The sequence below is a fragment of the Qipengyuania sp. R86523 genome, assembly GCF_044596365.1.
Classification (GTDB): Bacteria; Pseudomonadota; Alphaproteobacteria; order Sphingomonadales; family Sphingomonadaceae; genus Qipengyuania; species Qipengyuania citrea.
Genome location: NZ_CP138997.1, coordinates 1,177,747 through 1,198,564, shown reverse-complemented (window position 1 = coordinate 1,198,564; position 20,818 = coordinate 1,177,747). Strand labels below are relative to the sequence as shown.

Genomic DNA, 20,818 nt, shown 5'->3' with positions numbered 1-20,818 from the left:
GCCCTAGGTGTTTGCGATGGCAGGTGATCTTCTCGACAATCGTGGCCGCGGCGACGTGCGCTGGTCATGGCCGCCGATTCATCCCGAAGGCCGCAAGTTCGGCGCGGTCGCGGTGCTCGTCAGCCTCGTGTTCCTGATCGGTTTCGACTGGGAGATCATCGGCTGGCCGCTCCTGCTCCTCTCGCTCGGCGTCTTCGCTTTCTTTCGCGATCCCGAGCGCGTGGTGCCGCAGGATGACCGGGTGATCCTGTCCCCCGCCGACGGGCTCGTTTCGCTGATCGCGCAGGTCGACCCGCCCGAGGAAATGATGGTCGACGACGGCACCGGCCATCCCGGGCTTACCCCGGGGCAGGTGACACGCATTTCGATTTTCATGTCGGTCTTCGACGTGCATATCAACCGGGCACCGATCGCGGGCACGGTTCGCCGGGTTGTCTATATCCCCGGCGAGTTCTTCGACGCGGGTCTCGACAAGGCGAGCGAGCAGAACGAACGGCAGCACTTGCTGATCGAGAGGACCGATGGGCTGAAGATCGGCTTCACGCAAATTGCGGGCCTGATCGCACGGCGGATCGTACCCTTCGTCAAGCCCGGAGACACGGTCGGCGTGGGGCAGCGGATCGGGCTGATCCGCTTCGGCAGCCGGGTCGATGTCTATCTTCCTGCCGGAACCGATCCCAAGGTCCTGCTGGGCCAGAAAGTCGTCGCAGGTGAAACCGTGCTGGCCGAAATCGGATCGCAGCAATTGCTTGAGGGTGTAGCACAATGACCGAACACGATAAGGCTGTCCGCCTGGGGCCGAAAGCGACCGAGGACGAACCGCCCGCCGAGATCCACACGCGCGCGCTGACCTTGCGCGCGATGATCCCCAATGCGGTTACCGCCGCCGCGCTGTGTTCCGGACTGACCGGCATCCGCTTCGCGATCGACGAGAACTGGGGTGCCGCGGTCGTCGCCGTCATCCTTGCCGGCGTGCTCGACGGGGTTGATGGCCGGGTCGCGCGTGCGCTGAAGGCGCAGTCGCGCTTCGGGGCCGAGCTTGACAGCCTGGCCAATTCGCTCAGCTTCGGCACCGCGCCCGCAATCATAATCTTCCTGTGGTCGCTGTCGGCGGAGCCGCGGCTCGGCTGGTTTGCCGCGCTCGCTTTCGCGATCTGCTGTGCGCTGCGCCTCGCGCGGTTCAATGCGCAGATCGATGTGGAGGACCAGCCGCATAAATCGCTCGGCTTCCTCACCGGCGTGCCCGCGCCGATCGGGGCGGGTCTCGCTTTCGCGCCGTTCTATCTGTGGATGGCAACGGGAATGGAAGAGCTGCGCAATCCCATTCTCGTCGGCATATGGCTGGCTACGATAGCCGTTCTCATGATCTCCAACATCGCCACTCCCAGCTGGACCTCGCTGCGCCCGCGGAGGGGAATCAGGCTCGAGGTGCTGGCTTTCGTGGGTCTCCTGTTCGCCGCACTGCTTGTCGAGCCATGGTGGACGCTCAGCGCGATCTGTGCCGGCTACCTGCTGCTGCTACCCTATTCGCTACTGCGCTACTCCCGTTTCAAGCGGCGCGGCTGATGCCGCGGTTCGCTGTCCGCAGTGCAGCAGGGCGGAGCAATGCGGGACGCGCTGCGCCGGGGGTCGGACGCAGCGCGGGAAGGGCGCCGTCCGCCTGGCCAGGGAGTTCGCGGCGCAGAGTTGAAAAAGCCGACCACCAGCGCAGCGCGCTGTCGGCCAGAACAGCCGCGGTCGCCGCGGTCATGCCGGCAAACAACGTGATCAGGACCAGTGCGAACATCTCTAAATCTCCCTAGATGCCTGTCGACAAACCTGTTGACAGACCGGGCCCAGCCGTGTGGAAAACCAGCATTGCAACGCGGCTGTTCCATTGCTGGAACATTTGTTCTCTTTTTGTTCTGCGCTGTCAAGCGGTAACTGACGTGTAAATTCCGTCTCGCATCCGGAATTGATGCTGGATTTTGTCCGGCCGCAGCGCTAGGGGCGCGCGGTCTGCAACGCATTCGGGCGATTCCCGGTCGTTGCGCTGCGGGCAAATCCACATGGAAGGCGCACATACCGGTGCCCGCCGCGGGACATGACCGCATTCGGGTTCCAGCTTTCCAGAGGCATAACCGGAAAGGAATTCTACTATGGCGGCTCCTACCGTCACGATGCAGGAACTGATCGAGGCCGGATCGCATTTCGGCCACCAGACCCACCGCTGGAACCCGCGCATGAAGCCGTACATCTTCGGCGCGCGCAACGGCATCCACATCATCGACCTGTCGCAGACCGTGCCGCTGTTTGCGCGCGCGCTCGACTTCGTCCAGCAGACGGCCCGTTCGGGCGGCAAGGTGCTGTTCGTCGGGACCAAGCGCCAGGCGCAGGACGCGATCCGCGAAGCCGCGCTCGCTTCGGGCCAGCACTTCGTCAACCATCGCTGGCTCGGCGGCATGCTGACCAACTGGAAGACGATCAGCGAACGCATCAAGTATCTCAAGTCGCTTGACGAACGCCTGTCGGGCGACACTGCCGGTCTGACCAAGAAGGAAGTCCTCGACCTGACCCGCAAGCGGGACAAGCTCGAACTTTCGCTGGGCGGCATCCGCGACATGGGCGGTATTCCCGACGTGATGTTCGTGATCGACGCCAACATGGAAGATCTGGCGATCAAGGAAGCCAACGTTCTCGGCATCCCCGTGGTTGCCGTGCTCGACACCAATGTCGACCCCGAGGGCATCGCCTTCCCGATCCCGGGCAATGACGACGCTGCCCGCGCCATCCGCCTCTACTGCGAAGCGGTCGCCAATGCGGCCAAGAGCGGCAAGGGCGACGGCGTGCAGGATTCGGGTGCCGATGTCGGCGCGATGGAAAATCCGCCCGAGGAAACCGTCGGGGCCTGAGCCCTCCATTGACGGGCGCCATCATGCGCCCGTCATATAGCGGAGTTACGCGCCGGGCCGCTCCCTAGCTGGCCCGGTGCCCGCACATCATATCGAGAAGGAAAACACCATGGCTGCATTCACTGCTGCTGACGTAAAGGCTCTGCGCGAAAAGACCGGCGCAGGCATGATGGACGCCAAGAAGGCTCTCGAAGCTGCGGACGGCGATATCGAAGCCGCAGTCGACGCGCTGCGCGCCAAGGGTCTCGCCACTGCCCAGAAGAAGTCGAGCCGGACCGCTGCCGAAGGTCTCGTCGGCGTTGCCGTCGAAGGCACCAAGGGCGTTGCCGTCGAAGTGAACTCGGAAACCGACTTCGTCGCGAAGAACGACCAGTTCCAGGACTTCGTCCGCAAGACCACGCAGGTCGCGCTCAAAGCCTCGGCCGACGATGTCGAAGCGCTCAAGGCGGCTGACTATCCCGATGGCGGCAGCGTTGCCGACAAGCTGACGAACAATGTCGCGACCATCGGCGAGAACCAGCAGGTCCGCCGCATGAAGACCGTTTCGGTCACCAATGGCGTGATCGTGCCCTACATGCACAACGCTGTGGCGCCCGACCTCGGCAAGATCGGCGTGCTCGTCGCGCTCGAGAGCGAAGGCGACGCCGCCAAGCTCGAGGAACTGGGCAAGAAGCTGGCCATGCACATCGCCGCCGCTTTCCCGCAGGCGCTGACCGCTGACGGCCTCGACGCCGAAGTGATCGAACGCGAACGCGCGATCGCCAAGGAAAAGGCTGCCGAAAGCGGCAAGCCCGAAGCCGTCCAGGAAAAGATGGTCGAAGGGGCAATCGGCAAGTACGCCAAGGAAAACGCGCTGCTCAGCCAGGTCTTCGTGATGGACAACAAGACCCCCATCGCGCAGGTCGTCGAGCAGGCCGGCAAGGACGTCGGTGCCAAGGTCGAGCTGGTGGACTATGTCCGCTTCCAGCTGGGCGAGGGCATCGAGAAGGAAGAATCCGACTTCGCCGCGGAAGTTGCGGCTGCAGCTGCCGGATAATTCTGTGCATGAGCCGCAGTAAGAGGCTGGAACAAAGCCTTTTCCTGCGCTTACTAGGAAATACCCGTATTCGGGGGCGGTCGTCGGGCTTCGGTTCGGCGGCCGCTTTCCATTGGACGCCAGTGATTCTGCGCAAGCAACCCGCGTGGAGCGCTGCGCCAAATCACGCGCTGGCCGGAAGGCCGCGTATCCCATTGGTGTTCCAAAACCTCCCGCGCACTTGGCAGCGCCCTTCATGCGCTCTAAAGCCGCGCCAACTTCTGCCGAGCGAGAATCCATGCCCCTTTCGACGATGAAACGTGTCCTCCTGAAACTTTCGGGTGAAGTGCTGATGGGCGATCAGCAGTTCGGCATCGATCCGGCATTCGTGATGGAACTGGCGCGAGAAGTGAAAACAGCCAAGGAGACCGGGCTCGAGATCTGCCTGGTCATCGGCGGTGGCAACATCTTTCGGGGGATGGCGGGCGCGGCGCAGGGGATGGACCGCGCGCAGGCCGACTATATGGGCATGCTCGCCACGGTGATGAATGCGCTGGCCATGCAGAGCGCGCTCGAACAGCTCGGCGTGCAGACCCGTGTGCAGAGCGCGGTGCAGATGGACCAGGTCTGCGAACCGGTGATCCGGCGCCGCGCGGAGCGGCATCTCGAAAAGGGCCGTATCGTCATTTTCGCGGCCGGCGTGGGCGCGCCTTACTTCACCACCGATAGCGGCGCAGCCCTGCGTGCCGCGGAAATGAATTGCGATGCGCTGCTCAAGGGCACCAGCGTCGATGGCGTCTATGACAGTGACCCGAAGAAGAATGCCGGCGCCAAGCGTTTCGATACCGTAAGTTACGGCAAGGTGTTGGCCGATGATCTCAAGGTCATGGATGCCAGCGCGGTTGCATTGTGCCGCGACAACAATATTCCGATCGTCGTTTTCTCGATCCGCGAGAAAGGCAATCTGGCCCGCGTGCTGAGCGGTCAGGGCGTGCAGACGATCGTCAGGAACTGAACGAAAAGACAGAGGAAGCCGCCATGGCCAAGTATGACAAAGCCGATATCGAACGCCGTATGAACGGCGCGGTCGAGAGCCTGAAGAGCGATCTTGGCGGATTGCGCACGGGTCGCGCCAACACCAGCCTGCTCGATCCCGTGATGGTCGAGGTCTACGGCTCGATGATGCCGCTCAACCAGGTCGCCACGGTAAGCGCGCCCGAACCCCGCATGCTCAGCGTGCAGGTGTGGGACAAGGCCAATGTCACCGCTGTCGAAAAGGGTATCGCCAAGGCCAACCTCGGTCTCAATCCGATGATCGACGGGCAGAACGTCCGCCTGCCGATGCCCGACCTGACGCAGGAACGTCGCAAGGAGCTGGCGAAGCTGGCAGGCCAATATGCCGAACAGGCCAAGATCGCGATCCGCAATGTGCGCCGCGATGGCATGGAAGCGCTCAAGGAAGACGAAAAGAAGAAGGAAATTTCCGAAGACGAGCGCAAGCGCGGCGAGGACGAAGTGCAGAAGCTGACCGACAAATATGTCGCCGAATGCGATACGGTCGCCGCGCAGAAGGAAAAGGAAATCCTCACGCAGTGAGCGGCCCGCGCCGCATCTGTGTACGCTGCGGGCGATGCCGGACCTTCGGTTCGCGCGCGCACGCCTGCAGCGCCCGCCACTATCGGACGAACTCGTGACCACCCCTGACAAAGCTGCGCGGCACGTTGCCATCATCATGGACGGCAACGGCCGCTGGGCCAAACGCCGGCACCTGCCCCGCGCAATGGGGCACAGGAAGGGCGTGGAGGCCGTGCGCGAACTGGTGCGCAGCCTGAAGGATACGCCGGTCGAATGCCTCACGCTCTATGCCTTCAGTTCGGAGAACTGGAAGCGGCCCGAGGAAGAGGTCGACGATCTGATGAATCTGATGCGCAAGTTCATCAAATCGGACCTGCCCGAATTCATCGCCAATGACGTCAGGCTGCATATCCTCGGCGACTGGCGTTCGCTGGCACCGGACATCGTCGAGATGCTCGAGGATGCGTTGGCGCAGACCGCGCAAGGATCGCGCACGCTGGCAGTCGCGCTCAATTACGGCGCGCATGCGGAAATCACGCAAGCCGCGCGCAAGGCGGCGGCCGAAGGGGAAATCTCGCAGGAATTGATCGAACGCCATCTGTTCAGCGCCGATCTGCCGCCGCTCGACTTGCTGATCCGGACCAGCGGCGAAGTGCGGTTGTCGAATTTCCTCTTGTGGCAGGCAGCATACGCGGAAATGCTCTTCCTCGATGTGCTATGGCCGGATTTCACCCCGGACCACCTAACCGGGGCGCTGGCCGAGTTCGCGGAGAGGGAGAGGCGATTTGGTGGACGCTGAGACTGGAGCGGGCGTAGCCGCGCGCAAGAATGCCGATTTGCCGGTACGGATCGTTTCCGCGCTGGTGATGATCGCGCTGTCGGTGGGCGCGCTGGTCGCGGGCGAACCGTGGTTCGGCTGGTTCGTGCTGGCCGTGGTTCTGGCCACGCTGGTCGAGTTCGTCCTGCTCGTCGTCAAGGCGACACCCAATATATCCTATCGCCTGGCGGGCATCCTTGCCGGCACGATCTACATTGGCGTTGCCGGCTACATGCTGTCGCGTTTCCCGCTGCCGATTGTCGTCGGGGTGATCGGCGCGGTCATTTTCGTGGACAGTTTTGCCTATCTCTTCGGACGCACGCTGGGCGGTCCGAAGATCGCGCCGGCAATCAGCCCGTCGAAAACCTGGGCGGGGCTGCTTGGCGGAATTGTCGGTGCGACCGTCTGGATTGCGGGTTGGATCTACGTTGTGGCGCGCAGCGTTGCGGGCGAGACGACGATGTTCTTCGACCTCTCCGAAGCGGGCCAGATCCTGGGCTTGGGCGCGGCGGTTGCCGTCGTCGCTCAGGCGGGCGATTTCCTGCAGAGCTGGCTCAAGCGCAAGGCCGGAGTGAAGGACAGTTCCAGGCTGATCCCCGGTCATGGCGGCGTATTCGACCGGACGGACGGGATGATCCCCGTCGTGCTGCTGGCCGGTATCCTGCTCGGGGCGGCACGCTGATGCGTTCGATATCGATCCTCGGCGCCACTGGCTCGGTGGGCGAACAGACGCTTGATCTCGTTCGCCGCAATCCGGCCGAGTGGAACGTGGTCGCGCTTACGGCCAACAGCAACGTCGCGGCCCTGGCAGCCTCGGCGCGCGAATTCGGTGCACAGGTTGCGGTGGTGGCGGACGAAAGCCGGCTCGGCGAGCTGCGTGATGCGCTGGCCGGAAGCGGGATCGAAGCGGCCGCGGGGCGGGGTGCCCTGTGCGAAGCGGCTTCGCGCCCGGTCGACATGACCGTGGCTGCGATCGTCGGCTGCGCCGGTCTCGGACCGGTCATGGCTGCCATCGAACAGGGCGGGACAATCGCGCTGGCCAACAAGGAAGCGCTGGTTTCCGCGGGCGAAGTGATGACCGCCGCAGTCGCCCGCCACGGGGCAACGCTGTTGCCGGTGGACAGCGAACACAATGCGATCTTCCAGTGCCTCGCCGGCGGCAGGATCGAGGATGTCCGGTCGATCACGCTCACGGCCAGTGGCGGCCCGCTGCGAACGGTGGATGACCTTTCCGCGGTCACGCCCGAACAGGCGATCGCGCATCCCAACTGGGACATGGGCGCCAAGATCAGCGTCGACAGCGCGACGATGTTCAACAAGGGCCTCGAACTGATCGAGGCGCATCACCTGTTTCCTGTCGGGCTCGATCGCATCCGTATCGTGGTGCACCCGCAGAGCGTGATCCATTCGATGGTTGAATACCGCGACGGCTCGACATTGGCGCAGCTCGGACCGTCGGACATGCGTGTGCCGATCGCCTCGTGCCTCGCCTGGCCCGCGCGGATGGATACGCCGATGGCACCGCTCGACCTGCCCGCAATCGGCGAGATGTCCTTCTTCGCCCCGGACGAAACGCGTTTTCCGGCCACGCGTCTCGCGCGTGAGGCGGCGGAGGCGGGCGGAGCCGCGCCAGCGGTGCTGAATGCAGCCAACGAGATTGCCGTGGCCGCCTTTCTCGACCGTAAGATTGCGTTCAGCCGGATTGCCGTAGTGGTGGAGGATGTCCTCAACCAAGGCGAATTGCCCGAAGCTCCCCGCACGCTCGAAGATGTGCTGCGGGTGGACGAGGATGCCCGCAGTCGCGCGACGCGCATATTGGAGCCTGCCTGACCCGTGGAATTGAACCTTCCTCTCTGGCTGTATTACGTGCTCGGTTTCCCGCTGTTGCTCGGGCCGCTGATCACGATCCACGAGCTGGGCCATTACCTCGTCGGGCGCTGGTTCGGTGTCCATGCCGAGGCGTTCTCGGTCGGCTTCGGCAAGGAAATCGCGGGCTTCACCGACCGGCGCGGGACGCGCTGGAAACTCAGCGCGCTGCCGCTGGGCGGCTATGTCCAGTTCAAGGGCGATATGAACCCCGCGAGCATTCCCGATGCCGATGCCGCTGCGCTGGCAAGCGACGAGGACCGGATCGGAAGTTTCCATCATGCGGCGCTGTGGAAACGCGCGCTGATCGTGTTTGCTGGCCCAGCCACAAATATCCTGCTGACCCTGGCGATTTTCGCCGGCTTCTTCGCCCTTTACGGCAAGCCGGTTCCCGCCGATGCGGCGCAGCAGATGACGGTGGCCGAATTTGCCGAGGTCTCGCCGGCGCGGGCCGCGGGAATTGAAATCGGCGACCGGATCGTTGCGGTCGAGGGCGAGCGGATGGAGGATTTCCGCGACGTGCAGGATTCGATCCTGCTTTACCCCGGCCGCACGCTCGACATCACGGTGGACCGTGACGGGGCAGAACGCACCTTCGCGGTGCCCGTGCGCAGCGTCGAGATGGAAGACCGCTTCGGCAACGTCTCGAAAGTCGGTCTGATCGGGATCGCGTCGGGCGCATCGTCTTTCGATTTCGAACCGCAGGGCATGATCGCCTCGCTCGGTCTGGCGGTCGACCACTCGCTCGGTATCATCGACATGATGGTCACCGGGATCGGCCAGATTTTCACCGGCGAACGCTCGGTCCAGGAACTGGGCGGGCCGGTCAAGATTGCCAAGTTTTCGGGCGAACAGCTGAGCCTGGGCGCCATGGCATTCATCAATTTCGCCGCACTCATTTCGCTTAACTTGGCATTCATCAACCTGCTGCCAATCCCGGCGCTCGACGGCGGGCACCTGGCTTTCTACGCGGCAGAAGCTGTCCGTCGGAAGCCGGTGGGTCCCCGTGGAACCGAAGTGGCGTACCGCGCCGGCGTGGCCCTCGTGCTCATGCTGATGGTGTTCGTCACGATCAACGACCTCGTAAGCTTGCCCGTTTTCGGGAATTAGCCGGGGAAAGGGAGCGGGAAACCGGCGATATACGGTGGCAAAGCTTGATCGGCGCAGGCGCTTGGGGCAGGGGACGGCAGGGTCGTCCCGCATGCTGCGACCCTCTGCCGGATCGGGGCGCCACCAGCCGGGTACGTTGTATGTATAACGAGGACGGGAAACTCCTTGTCGATGACTGATTTTGCTTTTGCCGCCTCGCGACGCAGGAATTCCGCCACACGGCTGGCGGTGGGCCTCTTGGCCGGTACCATGCTCGCCGGTGTTCCGGTCGCCGCTTTCGCACAGGAAGAAACCGCGACCGAGGCTGCGTCTGCCGCAGCGGTGCAAGCCGATGTGGTTCGCACCATCGCGGTAAGCGGTGCGCAGCGGCTCGAGCCGCAGACGATCCTGTCCTATATCAAGCTTCGTCCGGGCGACACGTGGACGCAGGCGGCGGGCGACGCGGTTCTCAAGGACCTCTACGCAACCGAGCTGTTCTCGAACGCCAGCGTCGTCAACCGCGACGGCAATGTCGTCATCACCATCGTCGAGAACCCGGTCATCAACCGGATCATCCTCGAGGGCAACAAGCGGATCAAGAACGACAAGATCCTGCCCGAAATCCGGCTTTCGCCGCGGCAGATATTCACGCGTTCGAAGGTTCGCGCCGACGTTGCTCGCATCATCGAGCTGTACAAGCGGCAGGGACGCTTCGCCGCCACGGTCGAACCGAAGATGGTGCAGCTGTCGCAGAACCGCGTCGATATCGTCTTCGAGATCAGCGAAGGGCCCAAGTCCAAGGTCCGCCAGATCAACATCATCGGCAATGATGCGTTTTCCGATGGCGAGCTGCGCGGCGAAATGCTGACCAAGCAGGCGCGGCTGACCAGCTTCTTCAGCTCCAACACCAGCTACGATCCCGATCGCCTGGCGTTCGACCAGCAGAAGCTGCGCCAGTTCTACCTCACCGAAGGCTATGCGGATTTCCGCGTGGTTTCGGCAGTGGCCGAACTGACGCCCGACAAGCGCGATTTCATCATCACCTACGTGGTCGAGGAAGGCGAGCGCTACAAATTCGGCGAAGTCGATGTCGAATCGCAGATCCGCGATTTCGACGACGCCTCGATGACCGCTCGCCTGCCGATGCAGGGCGGCGATTGGTACGACGCCAAGCAGGTCGAGGACACGGTCGAGCAGCTGAGCGAGCTGGCCGGCACGTTCGGCTACGCCTTTGCCGATGTCGCGCCCGAATTCAGCCGCAACCAGGACAGCCTGACGATGGACGTGAGCTTCGTCCTGCGCGAGGCGCCGCGTGTCTATGTCGAGCGGATCGACGTGAACGGCAACACGCTGACGCAGGACAAAGTGATCCGCCGCGAATTTCGTCTGGCCGAAGGTGATGCCTTCAATTCGCTGTCGGTCGCGCGGTCGACCGCGCGCATCAATTCGCTGGGCTATTTCCAGGAAAACTTCGAGATCAACCAGGTCGAGGGCAGCGCGCCCGACCGGATCGTGCTCGAAGCCAATGTCGAGGAACAGGCGACCGGCGAACTGCAGCTGTCGGCCGGCTTCTCCAGCCTCGAAAGCTTCATCCTGGCCGGCTCGATCCGCCAGCGCAATTTCCGCGGGCGCGGCCAGACCGTGGGCCTGAGCCTCAATTATTCGCGCTACTCGAAATCGGCGCAGGTGAGCTTTTCGGAGCCCTATGTCTTCGATCGGAACATCTCTGCCGGGGTCGATATCTATCGCCGCGACACCAACAGCTTCAATTTCCGCAACAACGAACGCAACACCACCTTCGAACAGTCGACCACCGGTCTGCAGGTGCGTGCCGGCGTTCCGCTGACCGAATATGTTTCGGCGATCGGCAGCTACACCTTCAATTATGACGATGTGTCGCTCGACGAAGGGCTGTATTTCTCCGACCGCGATGGGGACGGCATCGCCACTTGCGATCCGATCCTTGCCAGCCGCTATCTCTGCGAAGCAATCGGCGAGCGCACGAGCTCGATCGTCGGTCTGACGTTCAATTACGACACGCTCAATAGCCGCCTGCGCCCATCGCGCGGCGAAACCGTCAGCTGGACCACCGAATTCGCCGGTCTGGGCGGCGACGTGAAATATGTCCGGTCGCGTGCGCGTGCCGCGAAATACTGGCCGGTCGGTGCCGGGTTCATCTTCTCGGTAACCGGCGAAGGCGGCTGGATCCGCAGCCTCGAGGACAATTCGGTCGCCGGGCAGGACGATGTCCGCCTGACCGACCGCTATTTCCTCGGTGAACCGCAGATGCGCGGCTTCGACATTCGCGGTGTCGGCCCCCGCATCGTTCGCCTGCAGTACCTCAACGACGATGGCGACGATGCGACGCCGCTGGTCCCGCAGACGATCGAAGAAGCGCTCGCCAGCGACCAGCGCGTCGACGATGCGCTGGGCGGCAAGGCCTATTACCTCGGCCGTGCCGAACTCGAAATCCCGCTCGGCAGCGGGGCCCGCGAAATGGGCCTGCGCCCGTCGATCTTCCTCGACGTGGGTTCGCTGTTCAGCGTGACCCAGCCGGTGTTGCAGGATTATCCCAATGGCCTGCAGGCCACCGACGGCAACGGCAATCTGCTGTATCTCCAGCCCGGTGTCGACGACCAGGGCAATGATATCATCCAGGCGGTGACCAACCGTTTTGCTCCCGACGGTACCGAGAATGAACGCAACGTCATTCCCGGGACCTTCTTCAAGGAAGTCTTCGTCGGTGACAGCCCGGCGCCGCGTATCTCGGTCGGTGTAGGCGTGAACTGGAACTCGCCCTTCGGTCCGTTCCGGATCGACGTGTCTCGCGTGCTCAAGAAGCAGGTCGGTGACGACACCAAAACCTTCTCCTTCAACGTAGGAACGCAATTCTGATGAAACTTTTCACCAAGACCATCGCCGCAGCCGCACTCACGGGCACCGCGGCCATCGCCACCCCCGCCGCAGCCCAGGTGGCCGGCATCGCCACCAGCAGCCCCGAAGCGGTGATCGTGCGCAGCCAGGCGCGGATCGCTGCCTATCAGCAGATCGACCAGCAATTCGCGGCGCAGATCGGCCAGATCCGCACGCTCCGCCAGGAAATGCAGACGCTGCAGCAGAGCCTCGACACCGACAGCAATGGCCAGCTGAGCCAGGCCGAACTGCAGGCGAACCCCGGCGTGGTCCAGCAGATCCAGCAGAAGGAACAGCAGCTTGGCCAGGCTTCGCAGCCGATCGTGCTGGCGCAGACCTATGCCATCGAACAGCTGATCAACGACTACCAGAACGTCCGCCAGCAGGTGGTCCAGCAGAAGAACATCCAGCTGCTGCTCACCCCCGATGCGATCCAGTGGGCCCCCGAAGCGGTCAACGTGACCGACGATCTGGTCGCCGTGCTCGACCAGCGCGTGCCGACCGTCCAGATCACGCCCCCCGAAGGCTGGCGCCCGCGCCAGGATTCTCTCGCCGCGCAGCAGACCGTCTCGCAGGTCCTGATGAATGTCGCGCAGCAGCAGGCCGCCCAGCAACAGGCGCAGCAGCAGCAGCCCGCTGCGCAGCCGGCCGGCCGCTGAGCCTGAACGAAGGAGCAGGGTGATGAGCGATACGGGTTTCGACGTCGTCGAGGTGCTGAAGCGCTTGCCGCATCGCTATCCCCTGCTGCTTGTCGACCGCGTGAAGGAGCTCGTGCCCGACGAGCGGATCCATGCGGTGAAGGCGGTCAGCTTCAACGAGGACTTCTTCCAGGGGCATTTCCCCGGCGCGCCGATCATGCCCGGTGTGTTGCAGATCGAAGCGCTGGCACAGGCCGCCGGCGTGCTCGCAGTCGACAGCCTCGGGCTCGCCGGATCGGGCAAGCTGGTATATTTCATGGCGATTGAAAACGCCAAGTTCCGCAGCCCGGTGACGCCCGGCGTCCTGCTTGATCTCAAGGCCAGTTTCGTCCAGAAACGCGCGCGGGTCTGCAAGTTCGCGGGCGAGGCTTCGGTTGACGGCAAGGTGACCTGCGAAGTCCAGTTCACCGCCATGATCGCCGACGCTCCGGCGGACTGATCCGCATCCGGCTGCGGAGTGTGCCTGCGGGCGATCCTTCGCGGCCTGAACGGCGCAAGCGGCGCCGCGTGATCGGGCTTGCTTTTGGCAGGGAATCCGATTAGGCGCGCGCCTTTCCCACAAACAGCTGGATCGGTCGGAACCGCTCCGAAGCTCAAAGGACGCAAATCATGAAGGCCGAAGGTCACCCCGATTACCACATGATCACGGTCAAGATGACCGATGGTACCGAATTCCAGACGCGCTCCACCTGGGGCAGCGAAGGCGATACGCTGGCGCTCGAAATCGATCCGACTAGCCACCCGGCCTGGACCGGTGGCACCAAGCAGCTTCAGGAAGGCGGCCGGGTCGCAGCCTTCAACAAGCGCTTCGGCGGTCTGTCGCTCAAGAAGAACTGAGCGCAGCGAGCCACAAGGCTTATGCAAGGGCGGTCCCGCGGGGCCGCCCTTTTGCGTTTGCGCCACACTCTGCGCGGGGCTCGCTTACCAGCCCCAGGGCTTCTCGCGGTACCATTTGGTGATCACGTATTTGCGCCCTTTGCGGACTTTCATGCCGTGATGCAGCGTGGACGGGTTTTCGGTCCCGTCAGGGCGGCGGTTGTTCCAGCATAGCAGCTTTCCCGCTTCGGGCTGGAAGGTCTTGCCGATGACCCTGAACCGCGTTGCACCGCCTGCCTCGACATCATTCAGATAGATCATGAACGTCCAGGTGCGCTGCCCCGCGACCGAACAGTATTTATCCCAGTCCGTTCCGCCGCGATTGAAATAGTCGCAATGCGGCTTGAATTCCTGCCCGACGTCGTAACGCTGGCCCTGAAGCGGTTCGCCATACGCCGGATCGATGCCGTTGAGTGCGGCGAGTTTGTCCTCGAGCGCACGCACACAGGGTTCGCCGGCGTCGAGGTCACAGGTTTCGCTGGTCCGGAAATACCGGTCTTCGCCGGCATCGGCGAGCGTCGAAGGACGGCGGTCCTGTTCGATCAGGCGGATCAGCTCGGTGCGCAAGTCGCCGTCAATGAACTCGCGCAACTGGAACAGCTCGATCCGATCGCTCGGCACGCGCTGAATGCCGCGGTGGTTCAACAGGGTATCGGCTGAAGATTTGCCCGGTCGGATCATGGGTAACACGATAGCGCGCGAAGACCCGACCACAACCGCGAAAGAAAATTGCGTGTATGACGCCGGCTTGCGATTTTCGCTTCCCATATGCACTTCATTGTGCAACAGGCACGCGCCGTTGCGCAGGGCGGCTTGACGCTGTTACCCGCATGCGTATCAGGCCCCCTTCCCGGGCGGTTCCGGGGGCATATGGCGATCGTAGCTCAGTTGGTTAGAGCGCCGGTTTGTGGTACCGGAGGTCGCGGGTTCGAACCCCGTCGATCGCCCCATTTTGCCCGTTTTCCAGCCGTCCACCTAAGCATATGGGGCGCGCACGCATGACGGCTTTCTGGACCGAAGCGGATTTCGATGACCATGAACTGGTTCATGTGGTGCGCGATGCCAAGAGCGGGCTGACCGCGATTATCGCGCTGCATTCAACGCATCTCGGCCCCGGTGCCGGGGGCACGCGCTTTTGGCACTATGCCGATCCCGCCGATGCGATGCGCGATGCGCTGCGGCTGTCGCGCGGCATGAGCTACAAGAACGCCATGGCCGGACTGCCCATGGGCGGCGGCAAGGCCGTCATCCTGGCGGACAAGGACAAGACCAAGTCTCCCGAACTGCTCGCGGCCTTCGCCGATGCCGTCGATGCGCTTGGCGGGCGCTACGTCACGGCCGAAGACGTCGGCATCTCGGAAGCCGACATGGCCGCGGTCGCGCAGCGCACCCAGCATGTTTCGGGGCTTCCGGTTGAAGGCGAGGGCGCTGCCGGGGGTGACCCGGGCCCGTTTACCGCGCTGGGCATCTTTCTGGGCATCAAGGCCGCGATCAAGCACAAGCTGGGCAAGGATAGCGTCGCTGGCGTCCATGTCGCGGTGCAGGGCACCGGCAGCGTTGGCGGCGGCGTCGCGCGGCTGCTGGCCAAGGATGGCGCCCGGCTGACGCTGTCCGACATCCACGAAGACCGCGCGGCCGCATTGGCCGCCGAACTCGGCGCCGAAACCGCGGCTCCCGATGCGGTGATGTCGATCGCCTGCGATGTCTTCAGCCCCAATGCGCTGGGCGCGGTGCTCGACGACGAAGGAATTGCGCGGCTCGATTGCCAGATCGTGGCCGGCGGCGCGAACAACCAGCTCAAGCGGCCCGAACACGGGCCGATGCTGGCGCAACGCGGTATTCTCTACGCTCCCGATTACGTCATCAACGCGGGCGGGATCATCTCGGTAACGCTCGAATATCTGTGCCGCCGCGACAATGCCCCTTGCGACATCAACGAAGTGCGCAAGCGTATCGCGCTGATCCCCGGTCGGCTCGAACAGATCTGGCGGCAGAGCGACGAAACCGGCGTATCGCCCGACCAGGTTGCCGACCGCATGGCGCAGGAACTGATCGGTCGTTGAACTGCGGTCTTGCGACGCCTGATGAGCGCTGCCAAAGCGGTGCCGGACGGTAAATTTCAATGCATGGCTTCGCCAATCCCAAACGGTTCCTGTCGCTTGCAGCCTGGCTTACGCCGGCGCTGCTGATCGGCGGCCTCCTGACGAGTGCTGCGGCGCTGTATTGGGGCCTGTTCCAGGTGCCGCCCGATCGGTTGATGGGCGAAACGGTCCGCATATTGTTCCTGCACGTTCCTGCCGCGTGGCTGGGAATGGGGGGCTGGATGGCGATTGCATTGTCCAGTCTCGCGTTTCTCGTCTGGCGTCATCCACTGGCCGCGCTGGCGGCACGCGCCGCGGCGCTTCCGGGCCTTGCCTTCACGATCATCTGCCTGGCCACCGGTTCGATCTGGGGACGTCCGACCTGGGGCACCTGGTGGGTGTGGGACGGACGGCTGACCAGCATGCTGGTGCTCGCTTTCCTCTATGCCGCCTATATCGCGTTGGCGCAGGCCGCGCAGCGCGAAGGGCTGTCACCGCGCATTCCCGCGCTGTTCGGGCTCTTGGGCGCAATCAATATCCCGATCATCAACCGCAGCGTGGTATGGTGGAATTCGCTGCACCAGCCACCCAGCATCACCGTTGGCAAGAGCGCGATCGATGCCGAATTCCTCATTCCCCTGCTGGTCGCAGTGTTCGGCTTTTCGCTGCTGTTCGGCGGTGTCGTGCTGGCCCGGATGCGCGCCTTGCTTGCTGATATCCAGGCGGAAGCCCGCTTGCGCCGCCGTGCGATGGAGGCTGTGTGATGCGTGAAGCGCTCGACCAATGGGACTTCGTCGTCGCGGCTTATGCGGTGGGTGTCATCGGCACGCTTGGCATGGTCGCCTGGGCCTGGTTCGATATGCAACGCGCCGAGAAGCGCCGTGACGAAAGCCGCAGGAAATGAGCGCGATGAAACCCAAACACCAGCGGCTCGTGCTTGTCGTCCTGGCGCTGGTCGCGCTGATCGGGGCGGGACTGCTGGCGGCTTATGCGCTGCGCAATCAGGCAAGCTATTTCTACCTGCCCGAACAGATGCTCGCAAACCCGCCCGAACCCGGCCAGGCGGTGCGACTCGGCGGCATGGTCGAAGAGGGGTCGTTGCAGACTGCGGCGGACGGCGTCACGCTGACATTCGCGGTAACGGGCAACGATGGCGCGCGCGTTCCTGTCCGGTTCAGCGGTATTGCGCCCGATCTGTTCGTCGAGGGTTCGGGTGTGGTTGCGGAGGGGCGGCTCGGTCCCGGCGGGACCTTTATCGCGGATAATTTGCTGGCCAAGCACGACGAGAACTACGTCCCGCGCGAGCTGCAGGAAATGGAGCAGCACCGCGCTGCCGAAATGGCCGAAGAAACGACGGTAGGTCTCGAATGATCGCTGAGCTCGGTCTTGCGGCCCTGTGGCTTGCCGCCGCGCTTGCCGCGCTCCAGATGATCGCTGGTTTCCTGGCTCTGCGCGCCGGTAATGCGAGTGAACTGGCCGCGCTGATCCGCCCCGCGGCGATCGTCCAGGGCGTGCTGGTGACCTTCTCCTTCGCCATGCTCGTCTGGCTGTTTGCCATCACCGATCTGTCGGTCAAGCTGGTGGCATCGAATTCGCACTCGCTGAAGCCGCTGGTGTTCAAATTATCGGGCACCTGGGGCAATCACGAAGGTTCGATGCTGCTGTGGGTCATGGTGATGGGCCTGGCGGGGGCGCTGATCGCACTGGTGGAACGGCGCCTGCCCGAGCGGACGATGAACGCAACGCTCGCGGCGCAGGGCGTTGTCTCGCTCGGCTTCTATGCCTTTCTGCTGCTCAGTTCGAACCCCTTCGAGCGGCTACCGGTCCCCGCGGCAGAGGGAATGGGCCTCAACCCCCTGCTGCAGGATATCGGTCTCGCCTTCCACCCGCCCACGCTCTATCTTGGCTATGTTGGGCTGTCGGTCGCTTTCAGCTTCGCGGTGGGCGCGTTGCTGACCCGGCAGGTAACTCCCGATTTCGCGCGCGCAATGCGGCCCTGGGTGCTGGCCGCCTGGATCATGCTGACGATCGGCATCACTGCCGGCAGCTATTGGGCCTATTACGAGCTTGGCTGGGGTGGCTGGTGGTTCTGGGACCCGGTCGAGAACGCCTCGCTCATGCCATGGCTGGCGGCCACCGCGCTGCTGCATTCGGCCAGCGTCCTCGCCAGCCGCGACGCCTTGCGGACATGGACGATCATGCTGGGCGTGGTCGCCTTTTCGATGAGCATGGTGGGGACCTTCCTCGTGCGGTCGGGCATCCTGACCAGCGTCCATGCCTTCGCGGTCGATCCCGAACGCGGCACGTTCATCCTCGTCTTGCTGGGCATCTTCATCGGCGGCGCGCTGCTGCTGTTCGCCCTGCGCGCCAACACGATCAGCGAAGGCGAACGGTTTGCGCTGGCAAGCCGCGAGGGCGCGCTGGTGTTCAACAACGTCATGCTCAGTGCCATTCTGGCGATCGTCCTGCTAGGCACGCTGTACCCGCTGCTGACCGAAGCCTTCGATGTCCGCGTGTCGGTGGGGCCGCCATATTTCAATCCGGTGGGGGCAATCTTCGCCATTCCGATGTTCGCGGTGATGGCCGTGGGTCCGCTGCTGCGCTGGCGCGAGGATCGCATCGACCGGATCGGCAAGGAAGTGGCGCTGACCGCGGCGCTGGTGGTGGCCGCGCTGGTCCTGACCAGCCTGCTGACGGAAATCGGTCTGCTGCCGCTGCTCGGACTGGCTTTCGGGATCGGACTGGCGGTGGCCAGCTGGCTGCCGTTGCGCGGGCGCAACCTGGCACGCACACCGCTGGCGACCTGGGGCATGGTCGTCGCCCATTTCGGCATTGCGGTCGCGCTGATCGGCATGGCCAGCGAAAGCGCCTTCACCAAGGAACGGCTCGCCGCGATCGAACAGGGCGATACCGCCACGGTGGGCCCTTGGACCGTCGTCCTGGAAGGGGTCGAACCGGTGGCCGGACCGAACTGGACCGCGGTCCAGGCCCGTCTTTCCGCGCGCTATGGAGATGGCGAAGCGCGCGAGCTGACACCGCAGTCGCGCAATTTCTGGGCTCCGCCGCAGCAGACCACCGAAAGCGCGCTGGCGACACGCTGGAACGGCCAGCTCTACGCCGTGGTCGGCGATCGGTCGCCTGACGGTCGCTGGCAGCTGCGGCTGTGGTGGAAACCCTTCGTCACGCTGATCTGGTACGGCGGCCTGCTGATCGCGCTGGGCGGATTGCTCGCGCTGATCGGCCGGGTGCTGACCGACCTTCGCCACCGTCGCTTGGCCGCCCGCATCGCCGAACGGCGCGCCGACCGGGAGGCACTGGCATGAGCTGGCGTCTGTGGGTTCCGCTGTTCGCCTTTGCCGCCTTTGTCGGTCTGGCAGCCTATCAGCTTACCCAGCCGAAGGACGATTTCGTCCAGAGCGGGATGGTCGGCCAGCCGCTGCCTTATTTCGACCTTCCGCCGGCGATTGACGGCGTGGAAGGGGTCGCGAGCGGCACCTTTGCCGATGGTGAGTTGCGGCTGCTCAATATCTGGGCCAGCTGGTGCCTGCCCTGCATCGCCGAGGCGCCGCAGCTCGAAAGCCTCGAGCAGCAGGGAGCGAAGATAGTAGGCATCGCCATTCGCGACCGCCCCGAGGATGTTGCCGGCTTCCTCGCGCAGCATGGCAATCCCTACACCCATATCGGACGCGACGATCTGTCCGAAGTGCAGCTGGCGATCGGGTCTTCGGGGGTGCCTGAAACCTTCGTGATCGATGGGCAGGGCGTCATCCGCTACCAGCATATCGGCGATATCCGGGCACGGGACGTGCCGATCCTGCTGGATGAGCTGGAGAAGGCCCGATGACGCGTCCCGTACTTGCCGCTTTCTGCCTCGCGTTCGCCATGCCGCTGGCGGCGCAGCAAACCATGCCGCCCGCGCCCTTCGCCTATCGCCAGCTCGAAGATCCCGCCCAGGAAGCGGCGGCGCAGGAGCTGATGGAGACCTTGCGCTGCCTCAAGTGCCAGTCGCAATCGATCGCGGACAGCGACGCGCCGATGGCCGGCGACATGCGCCACCAGGTGCGCATCCGGGTGGCGGCGGGAGAGAGCCCCGACGAGATCCGCAGCTGGCTGATCCAGCGCTATGGCGATTATGTCAGCTATAAGCCGGCAGTCAGCGCCACGACCTGGCCGCTGTTCGCCATCCCGATGCTGCTGATCGCGGTGGCGGGGGCGATCCTGCTGCGCCGGTTCCGGAAACGCGCATGAGCTGGCTTCCCATCATCGCGCTTGCCGCGCTGGTCTTCACGCTCGCGGTCTATTTGCTCAAGCTGCCCCGCGCGCTGTGGATGCTGTTCGGTTCGGCGCTGCTGTTCGGCCTCGCCGGCTATGCCATGCATGGTAATCCGGGACAGCCCGGCGCGCCTGCCGACCCGGTGGTCGACGAGACCGCGCAGACGGGTGAAATGATGGTCGTGGCGCGGCGCGAATTCTATCCCGAAGGCCGGCTCCCCTCGCGCTTCGTGGTCACCGCCGATGCTTTCACCCGGCGCGGCCAGCACGAACAGGCGGCGAATTTCCTGCGCAACGCCGTCGCGGAAAACCCCGCTGACAGCGAAGCCTGGCTGGCGCTGGGCAATGCCTTGGTCGAACATGCAGATGGCCAGCTGACAGCCGCGGCGCTTTACGCCTATTCGCAGGCTGAGGCGGTGGCACCCGACAATCCGGCACCGACCTATTTCCTCGGACTCGCCTTTTTGCGCGGCGGCGAGCCCGGACGGACGCTGGAGCTGTGGCGCGAATTGCTGCAATCGGCTCCCGAACAGGCGGAGTGGCGCGCCCCGCTGGCCGCCCGACTCGACAGGCTGGAAGCTATCCTTGCCGCCGGACCGGTAGGCGGCGCCGTGCAAAGTCCCGATTAAACAAGCGCTTGTACGGCTTGTTGCGGGTGCGAAGCGATGCTGCTAACGCCCGCAACTTCGCCATGCAGGCCAAGTGACACGATGTTGTCGGAAACC

The 20,818-nt window shown here is 64.1% G+C and carries 24 protein-coding genes and 1 tRNA gene; 23 read left to right on the top strand and 2 right to left on the bottom strand.

From position 1 onward, the window contains the following. Positions 1-16: 16 nt before the first annotated feature. A complete protein-coding gene (locus SJY12_RS05895; RefSeq protein WP_397506443.1) occupies positions 17-769 on the top strand; it encodes a phosphatidylserine decarboxylase in 753 nt (250 codons plus the stop codon). Next, positions 766-1,566, top strand: a complete 801-nt coding sequence (locus tag SJY12_RS05890; protein ID WP_397506441.1) for a CDP-alcohol phosphatidyltransferase family protein — start codon at positions 766-768, stop codon at positions 1,564-1,566. The genes SJY12_RS05895 and SJY12_RS05890 overlap by 4 nt, the downstream gene beginning before the upstream one ends. On the opposite strand, the gene SJY12_RS05885 is transcribed toward SJY12_RS05890, so the two are convergent. Continuing rightward, on the bottom strand, positions 1,550-1,786 hold the full coding sequence (locus SJY12_RS05885; protein WP_397506439.1) for a hypothetical protein: 237 nt from the start codon (positions 1,784-1,786) through the stop codon (positions 1,550-1,552). The genes SJY12_RS05890 and SJY12_RS05885 overlap by 17 nt on opposite strands. Positions 1,787-2,138: 352 nt before the next feature. Here SJY12_RS05885 and rpsB point away from each other — a divergent pair, with 352 nt between their 5' ends. The 12 genes from rpsB (at position 2,139) to rpmE (ending at position 13,701) form a co-directional block, all read left to right on the top strand. Next, on the top strand, positions 2,139-2,891 hold the full coding sequence (gene rpsB / locus SJY12_RS05880) for a 30S ribosomal protein S2 (RefSeq protein ID WP_050600016.1): 753 nt from the start codon (positions 2,139-2,141) through the stop codon (positions 2,889-2,891). A 109-nt stretch (positions 2,892-3,000) separates the two neighbouring features. Then, a complete protein-coding gene (gene tsf / locus SJY12_RS05875; protein WP_050600015.1) occupies positions 3,001-3,927 on the top strand; it encodes a translation elongation factor Ts in 927 nt (308 codons plus the stop codon). 277 nt (positions 3,928-4,204) lie between these two features. Beyond that, positions 4,205-4,921, top strand: coding sequence for a UMP kinase (gene pyrH, locus SJY12_RS05870; RefSeq protein WP_050600014.1), 717 nt, complete (start codon positions 4,205-4,207; stop codon positions 4,919-4,921). Between the two features lie 23 nt (positions 4,922-4,944). Further along, the gene (frr, locus tag SJY12_RS05865; RefSeq protein ID WP_348030446.1) at positions 4,945-5,502 is read left to right on the top strand and encodes a ribosome recycling factor; all 558 of its coding nucleotides are present in this window, start codon (positions 4,945-4,947) and stop codon (positions 5,500-5,502) included. Positions 5,503-5,638: 136 nt separating this feature from the next. Continuing rightward, positions 5,639-6,280, top strand: coding sequence for a polyprenyl diphosphate synthase (gene uppS / locus SJY12_RS05860; protein ID WP_397506655.1), 642 nt, complete (start codon positions 5,639-5,641; stop codon positions 6,278-6,280). Beyond that, complete coding sequence (locus SJY12_RS05855) at positions 6,270-6,980, top strand: phosphatidate cytidylyltransferase (protein ID WP_397506435.1); 711 nt, start codon at positions 6,270-6,272, stop codon at positions 6,978-6,980. Before uppS ends, SJY12_RS05855 begins: the two co-directional genes overlap by 11 nt. Further along, on the top strand, positions 6,980-8,128 hold the full coding sequence (dxr, locus tag SJY12_RS05850; RefSeq protein ID WP_160767129.1) for a 1-deoxy-D-xylulose-5-phosphate reductoisomerase: 1,149 nt from the start codon (positions 6,980-6,982) through the stop codon (positions 8,126-8,128). Before SJY12_RS05855 ends, dxr begins: the two co-directional genes overlap by 1 nt. Positions 8,129-8,137: 9 nt before the next feature. Beyond that, positions 8,138-9,274 carry an RIP metalloprotease RseP gene (gene rseP / locus SJY12_RS05845; RefSeq protein WP_050600102.1) on the top strand — a complete coding sequence of 379 codons (1,137 nt, stop codon included), beginning with the start codon at positions 8,138-8,140 and terminating at the stop codon, positions 9,272-9,274. Positions 9,275-9,445: 171 nt separating this feature from the next. Continuing rightward, positions 9,446-12,148 (top strand): outer membrane protein assembly factor BamA, encoded by a 2,703-nt coding sequence (gene bamA, locus SJY12_RS05840; protein WP_397506433.1) that lies wholly within the window; start codon positions 9,446-9,448, stop codon positions 12,146-12,148. Continuing rightward, positions 12,148-12,825 carry an OmpH family outer membrane protein gene (locus tag SJY12_RS05835; RefSeq protein WP_397506431.1) on the top strand — a complete coding sequence of 226 codons (678 nt, stop codon included), beginning with the start codon at positions 12,148-12,150 and terminating at the stop codon, positions 12,823-12,825. Before bamA ends, SJY12_RS05835 begins: the two co-directional genes overlap by 1 nt. A gap of 22 nt (positions 12,826-12,847) precedes the next feature. Beyond that, positions 12,848-13,303: a 3-hydroxyacyl-ACP dehydratase FabZ gene (gene fabZ / locus SJY12_RS05830; protein ID WP_050600007.1), complete on the top strand. Its 456-nt coding sequence runs from the start codon at positions 12,848-12,850 to the stop codon at positions 13,301-13,303. Between the two features lie 170 nt (positions 13,304-13,473). Then, on the top strand, positions 13,474-13,701 hold the full coding sequence (gene rpmE / locus SJY12_RS05825) for a 50S ribosomal protein L31 (RefSeq protein ID WP_050600006.1): 228 nt from the start codon (positions 13,474-13,476) through the stop codon (positions 13,699-13,701). 84 nt (positions 13,702-13,785) lie between these two features. Here the strand turns inward: rpmE and SJY12_RS05820 are convergent, their stop codons facing one another. Further along, on the bottom strand, positions 13,786-14,421 hold the full coding sequence (locus SJY12_RS05820) for a prolyl hydroxylase family protein (RefSeq protein WP_397506428.1): 636 nt from the start codon (positions 14,419-14,421) through the stop codon (positions 13,786-13,788). Between the two features lie 192 nt (positions 14,422-14,613). On the opposite strand from SJY12_RS05820, the gene SJY12_RS05815 reads away from it, so the two are divergent. The 9 genes from SJY12_RS05815 to SJY12_RS05775 all read left to right on the top strand — a co-directional run bounded on the left by SJY12_RS05815 (position 14,614) and on the right by SJY12_RS05775 (position 20,722). Further along, positions 14,614-14,690: transfer RNA gene (locus SJY12_RS05815), tRNA-His, on the top strand. Positions 14,691-14,738: 48 nt separating this feature from the next. Continuing rightward, positions 14,739-15,803: a Glu/Leu/Phe/Val dehydrogenase dimerization domain-containing protein gene (locus tag SJY12_RS05810; RefSeq protein ID WP_348345909.1), complete on the top strand. Its 1,065-nt coding sequence runs from the start codon at positions 14,739-14,741 to the stop codon at positions 15,801-15,803. Positions 15,804-15,862: 59 nt separating this feature from the next. Beyond that, positions 15,863-16,585, top strand: coding sequence for a heme ABC transporter permease CcmC (gene ccmC, locus SJY12_RS05805; protein ID WP_397506426.1), 723 nt, complete (start codon positions 15,863-15,865; stop codon positions 16,583-16,585). Then, a complete protein-coding gene (locus SJY12_RS05800) occupies positions 16,585-16,725 on the top strand; it encodes a hypothetical protein (RefSeq protein ID WP_197458278.1) in 141 nt (46 codons plus the stop codon). The genes ccmC and SJY12_RS05800 overlap by 1 nt, the downstream gene beginning before the upstream one ends. A 5-nt stretch (positions 16,726-16,730) precedes the next feature. Beyond that, a complete protein-coding gene (ccmE, locus tag SJY12_RS05795) occupies positions 16,731-17,192 on the top strand; it encodes a cytochrome c maturation protein CcmE (protein ID WP_197458277.1) in 462 nt (153 codons plus the stop codon). Then, on the top strand, positions 17,189-19,144 hold the full coding sequence (locus SJY12_RS05790) for a heme lyase CcmF/NrfE family subunit (RefSeq protein ID WP_397506424.1): 1,956 nt from the start codon (positions 17,189-17,191) through the stop codon (positions 19,142-19,144). The genes ccmE and SJY12_RS05790 overlap by 4 nt, the downstream gene beginning before the upstream one ends. Then, complete coding sequence (locus SJY12_RS05785; RefSeq protein ID WP_397506422.1) at positions 19,141-19,665, top strand: redoxin family protein; 525 nt, start codon at positions 19,141-19,143, stop codon at positions 19,663-19,665. Before SJY12_RS05790 ends, SJY12_RS05785 begins: the two co-directional genes overlap by 4 nt. After that, positions 19,662-20,069 carry a cytochrome c-type biogenesis protein gene (locus SJY12_RS05780; protein ID WP_397506420.1) on the top strand — a complete coding sequence of 136 codons (408 nt, stop codon included), beginning with the start codon at positions 19,662-19,664 and terminating at the stop codon, positions 20,067-20,069. Before SJY12_RS05785 ends, SJY12_RS05780 begins: the two co-directional genes overlap by 4 nt. Next, positions 20,066-20,722 (top strand): tetratricopeptide repeat protein, encoded by a 657-nt coding sequence (locus SJY12_RS05775; protein WP_397506418.1) that lies wholly within the window; start codon positions 20,066-20,068, stop codon positions 20,720-20,722. Before SJY12_RS05780 ends, SJY12_RS05775 begins: the two co-directional genes overlap by 4 nt. Positions 20,723-20,818: the final 96 nt, after the last annotated feature.

What these genes read in the sequence shown, in the direction of transcription:
- SJY12_RS05895 (WP_397506443.1), top strand. Translation starts at nt 17, where the DNA reads ATGGCAGGTGATCTTCTCGACAATCGTGGCCGCGGCGACGTGCGCTGG.
- SJY12_RS05890 (WP_397506441.1), top strand. Translation starts at nt 766, where the DNA reads ATGACCGAACACGATAAGGCTGTCCGCCTGGGGCCGAAAGCGACCGAG.
- SJY12_RS05885 (WP_397506439.1), bottom strand. Translation starts at nt 1,786, where the DNA reads ATGTTCGCACTGGTCCTGATCACGTTGTTTGCCGGCATGACCGCGGCG.
- rpsB (WP_050600016.1), top strand. Translation starts at nt 2,139, where the DNA reads ATGGCGGCTCCTACCGTCACGATGCAGGAACTGATCGAGGCCGGATCG.
- tsf (WP_050600015.1), top strand. Translation starts at nt 3,001, where the DNA reads ATGGCTGCATTCACTGCTGCTGACGTAAAGGCTCTGCGCGAAAAGACC.
- pyrH (WP_050600014.1), top strand. Translation starts at nt 4,205, where the DNA reads ATGCCCCTTTCGACGATGAAACGTGTCCTCCTGAAACTTTCGGGTGAA.
- frr (WP_348030446.1), top strand. Translation starts at nt 4,945, where the DNA reads ATGGCCAAGTATGACAAAGCCGATATCGAACGCCGTATGAACGGCGCG.
- uppS (WP_397506655.1), top strand. Translation starts at nt 5,639, where the DNA reads ATGGACGGCAACGGCCGCTGGGCCAAACGCCGGCACCTGCCCCGCGCA.
- dxr (WP_160767129.1), top strand. Translation starts at nt 6,980, where the DNA reads ATGCGTTCGATATCGATCCTCGGCGCCACTGGCTCGGTGGGCGAACAG.
- bamA (WP_397506433.1), top strand. Translation starts at nt 9,446, where the DNA reads ATGACTGATTTTGCTTTTGCCGCCTCGCGACGCAGGAATTCCGCCACA.
- SJY12_RS05835 (WP_397506431.1), top strand. Translation starts at nt 12,148, where the DNA reads ATGAAACTTTTCACCAAGACCATCGCCGCAGCCGCACTCACGGGCACC.
- fabZ (WP_050600007.1), top strand. Translation starts at nt 12,848, where the DNA reads ATGAGCGATACGGGTTTCGACGTCGTCGAGGTGCTGAAGCGCTTGCCG.
- rpmE (WP_050600006.1), top strand. Translation starts at nt 13,474, where the DNA reads ATGAAGGCCGAAGGTCACCCCGATTACCACATGATCACGGTCAAGATG.
- SJY12_RS05820 (WP_397506428.1), bottom strand. Translation starts at nt 14,421, where the DNA reads ATGATCCGACCGGGCAAATCTTCAGCCGATACCCTGTTGAACCACCGC.
- SJY12_RS05810 (WP_348345909.1), top strand. Translation starts at nt 14,739, where the DNA reads ATGACGGCTTTCTGGACCGAAGCGGATTTCGATGACCATGAACTGGTT.
- ccmC (WP_397506426.1), top strand. Translation starts at nt 15,863, where the DNA reads ATGCATGGCTTCGCCAATCCCAAACGGTTCCTGTCGCTTGCAGCCTGG.
- SJY12_RS05800 (WP_197458278.1), top strand. Translation starts at nt 16,585, where the DNA reads ATGCGTGAAGCGCTCGACCAATGGGACTTCGTCGTCGCGGCTTATGCG.
- ccmE (WP_197458277.1), top strand. Translation starts at nt 16,731, where the DNA reads ATGAAACCCAAACACCAGCGGCTCGTGCTTGTCGTCCTGGCGCTGGTC.
- SJY12_RS05790 (WP_397506424.1), top strand. Translation starts at nt 17,189, where the DNA reads ATGATCGCTGAGCTCGGTCTTGCGGCCCTGTGGCTTGCCGCCGCGCTT.
- SJY12_RS05785 (WP_397506422.1), top strand. Translation starts at nt 19,141, where the DNA reads ATGAGCTGGCGTCTGTGGGTTCCGCTGTTCGCCTTTGCCGCCTTTGTC.
- SJY12_RS05780 (WP_397506420.1), top strand. Translation starts at nt 19,662, where the DNA reads ATGACGCGTCCCGTACTTGCCGCTTTCTGCCTCGCGTTCGCCATGCCG.
- SJY12_RS05775 (WP_397506418.1), top strand. Translation starts at nt 20,066, where the DNA reads ATGAGCTGGCTTCCCATCATCGCGCTTGCCGCGCTGGTCTTCACGCTC.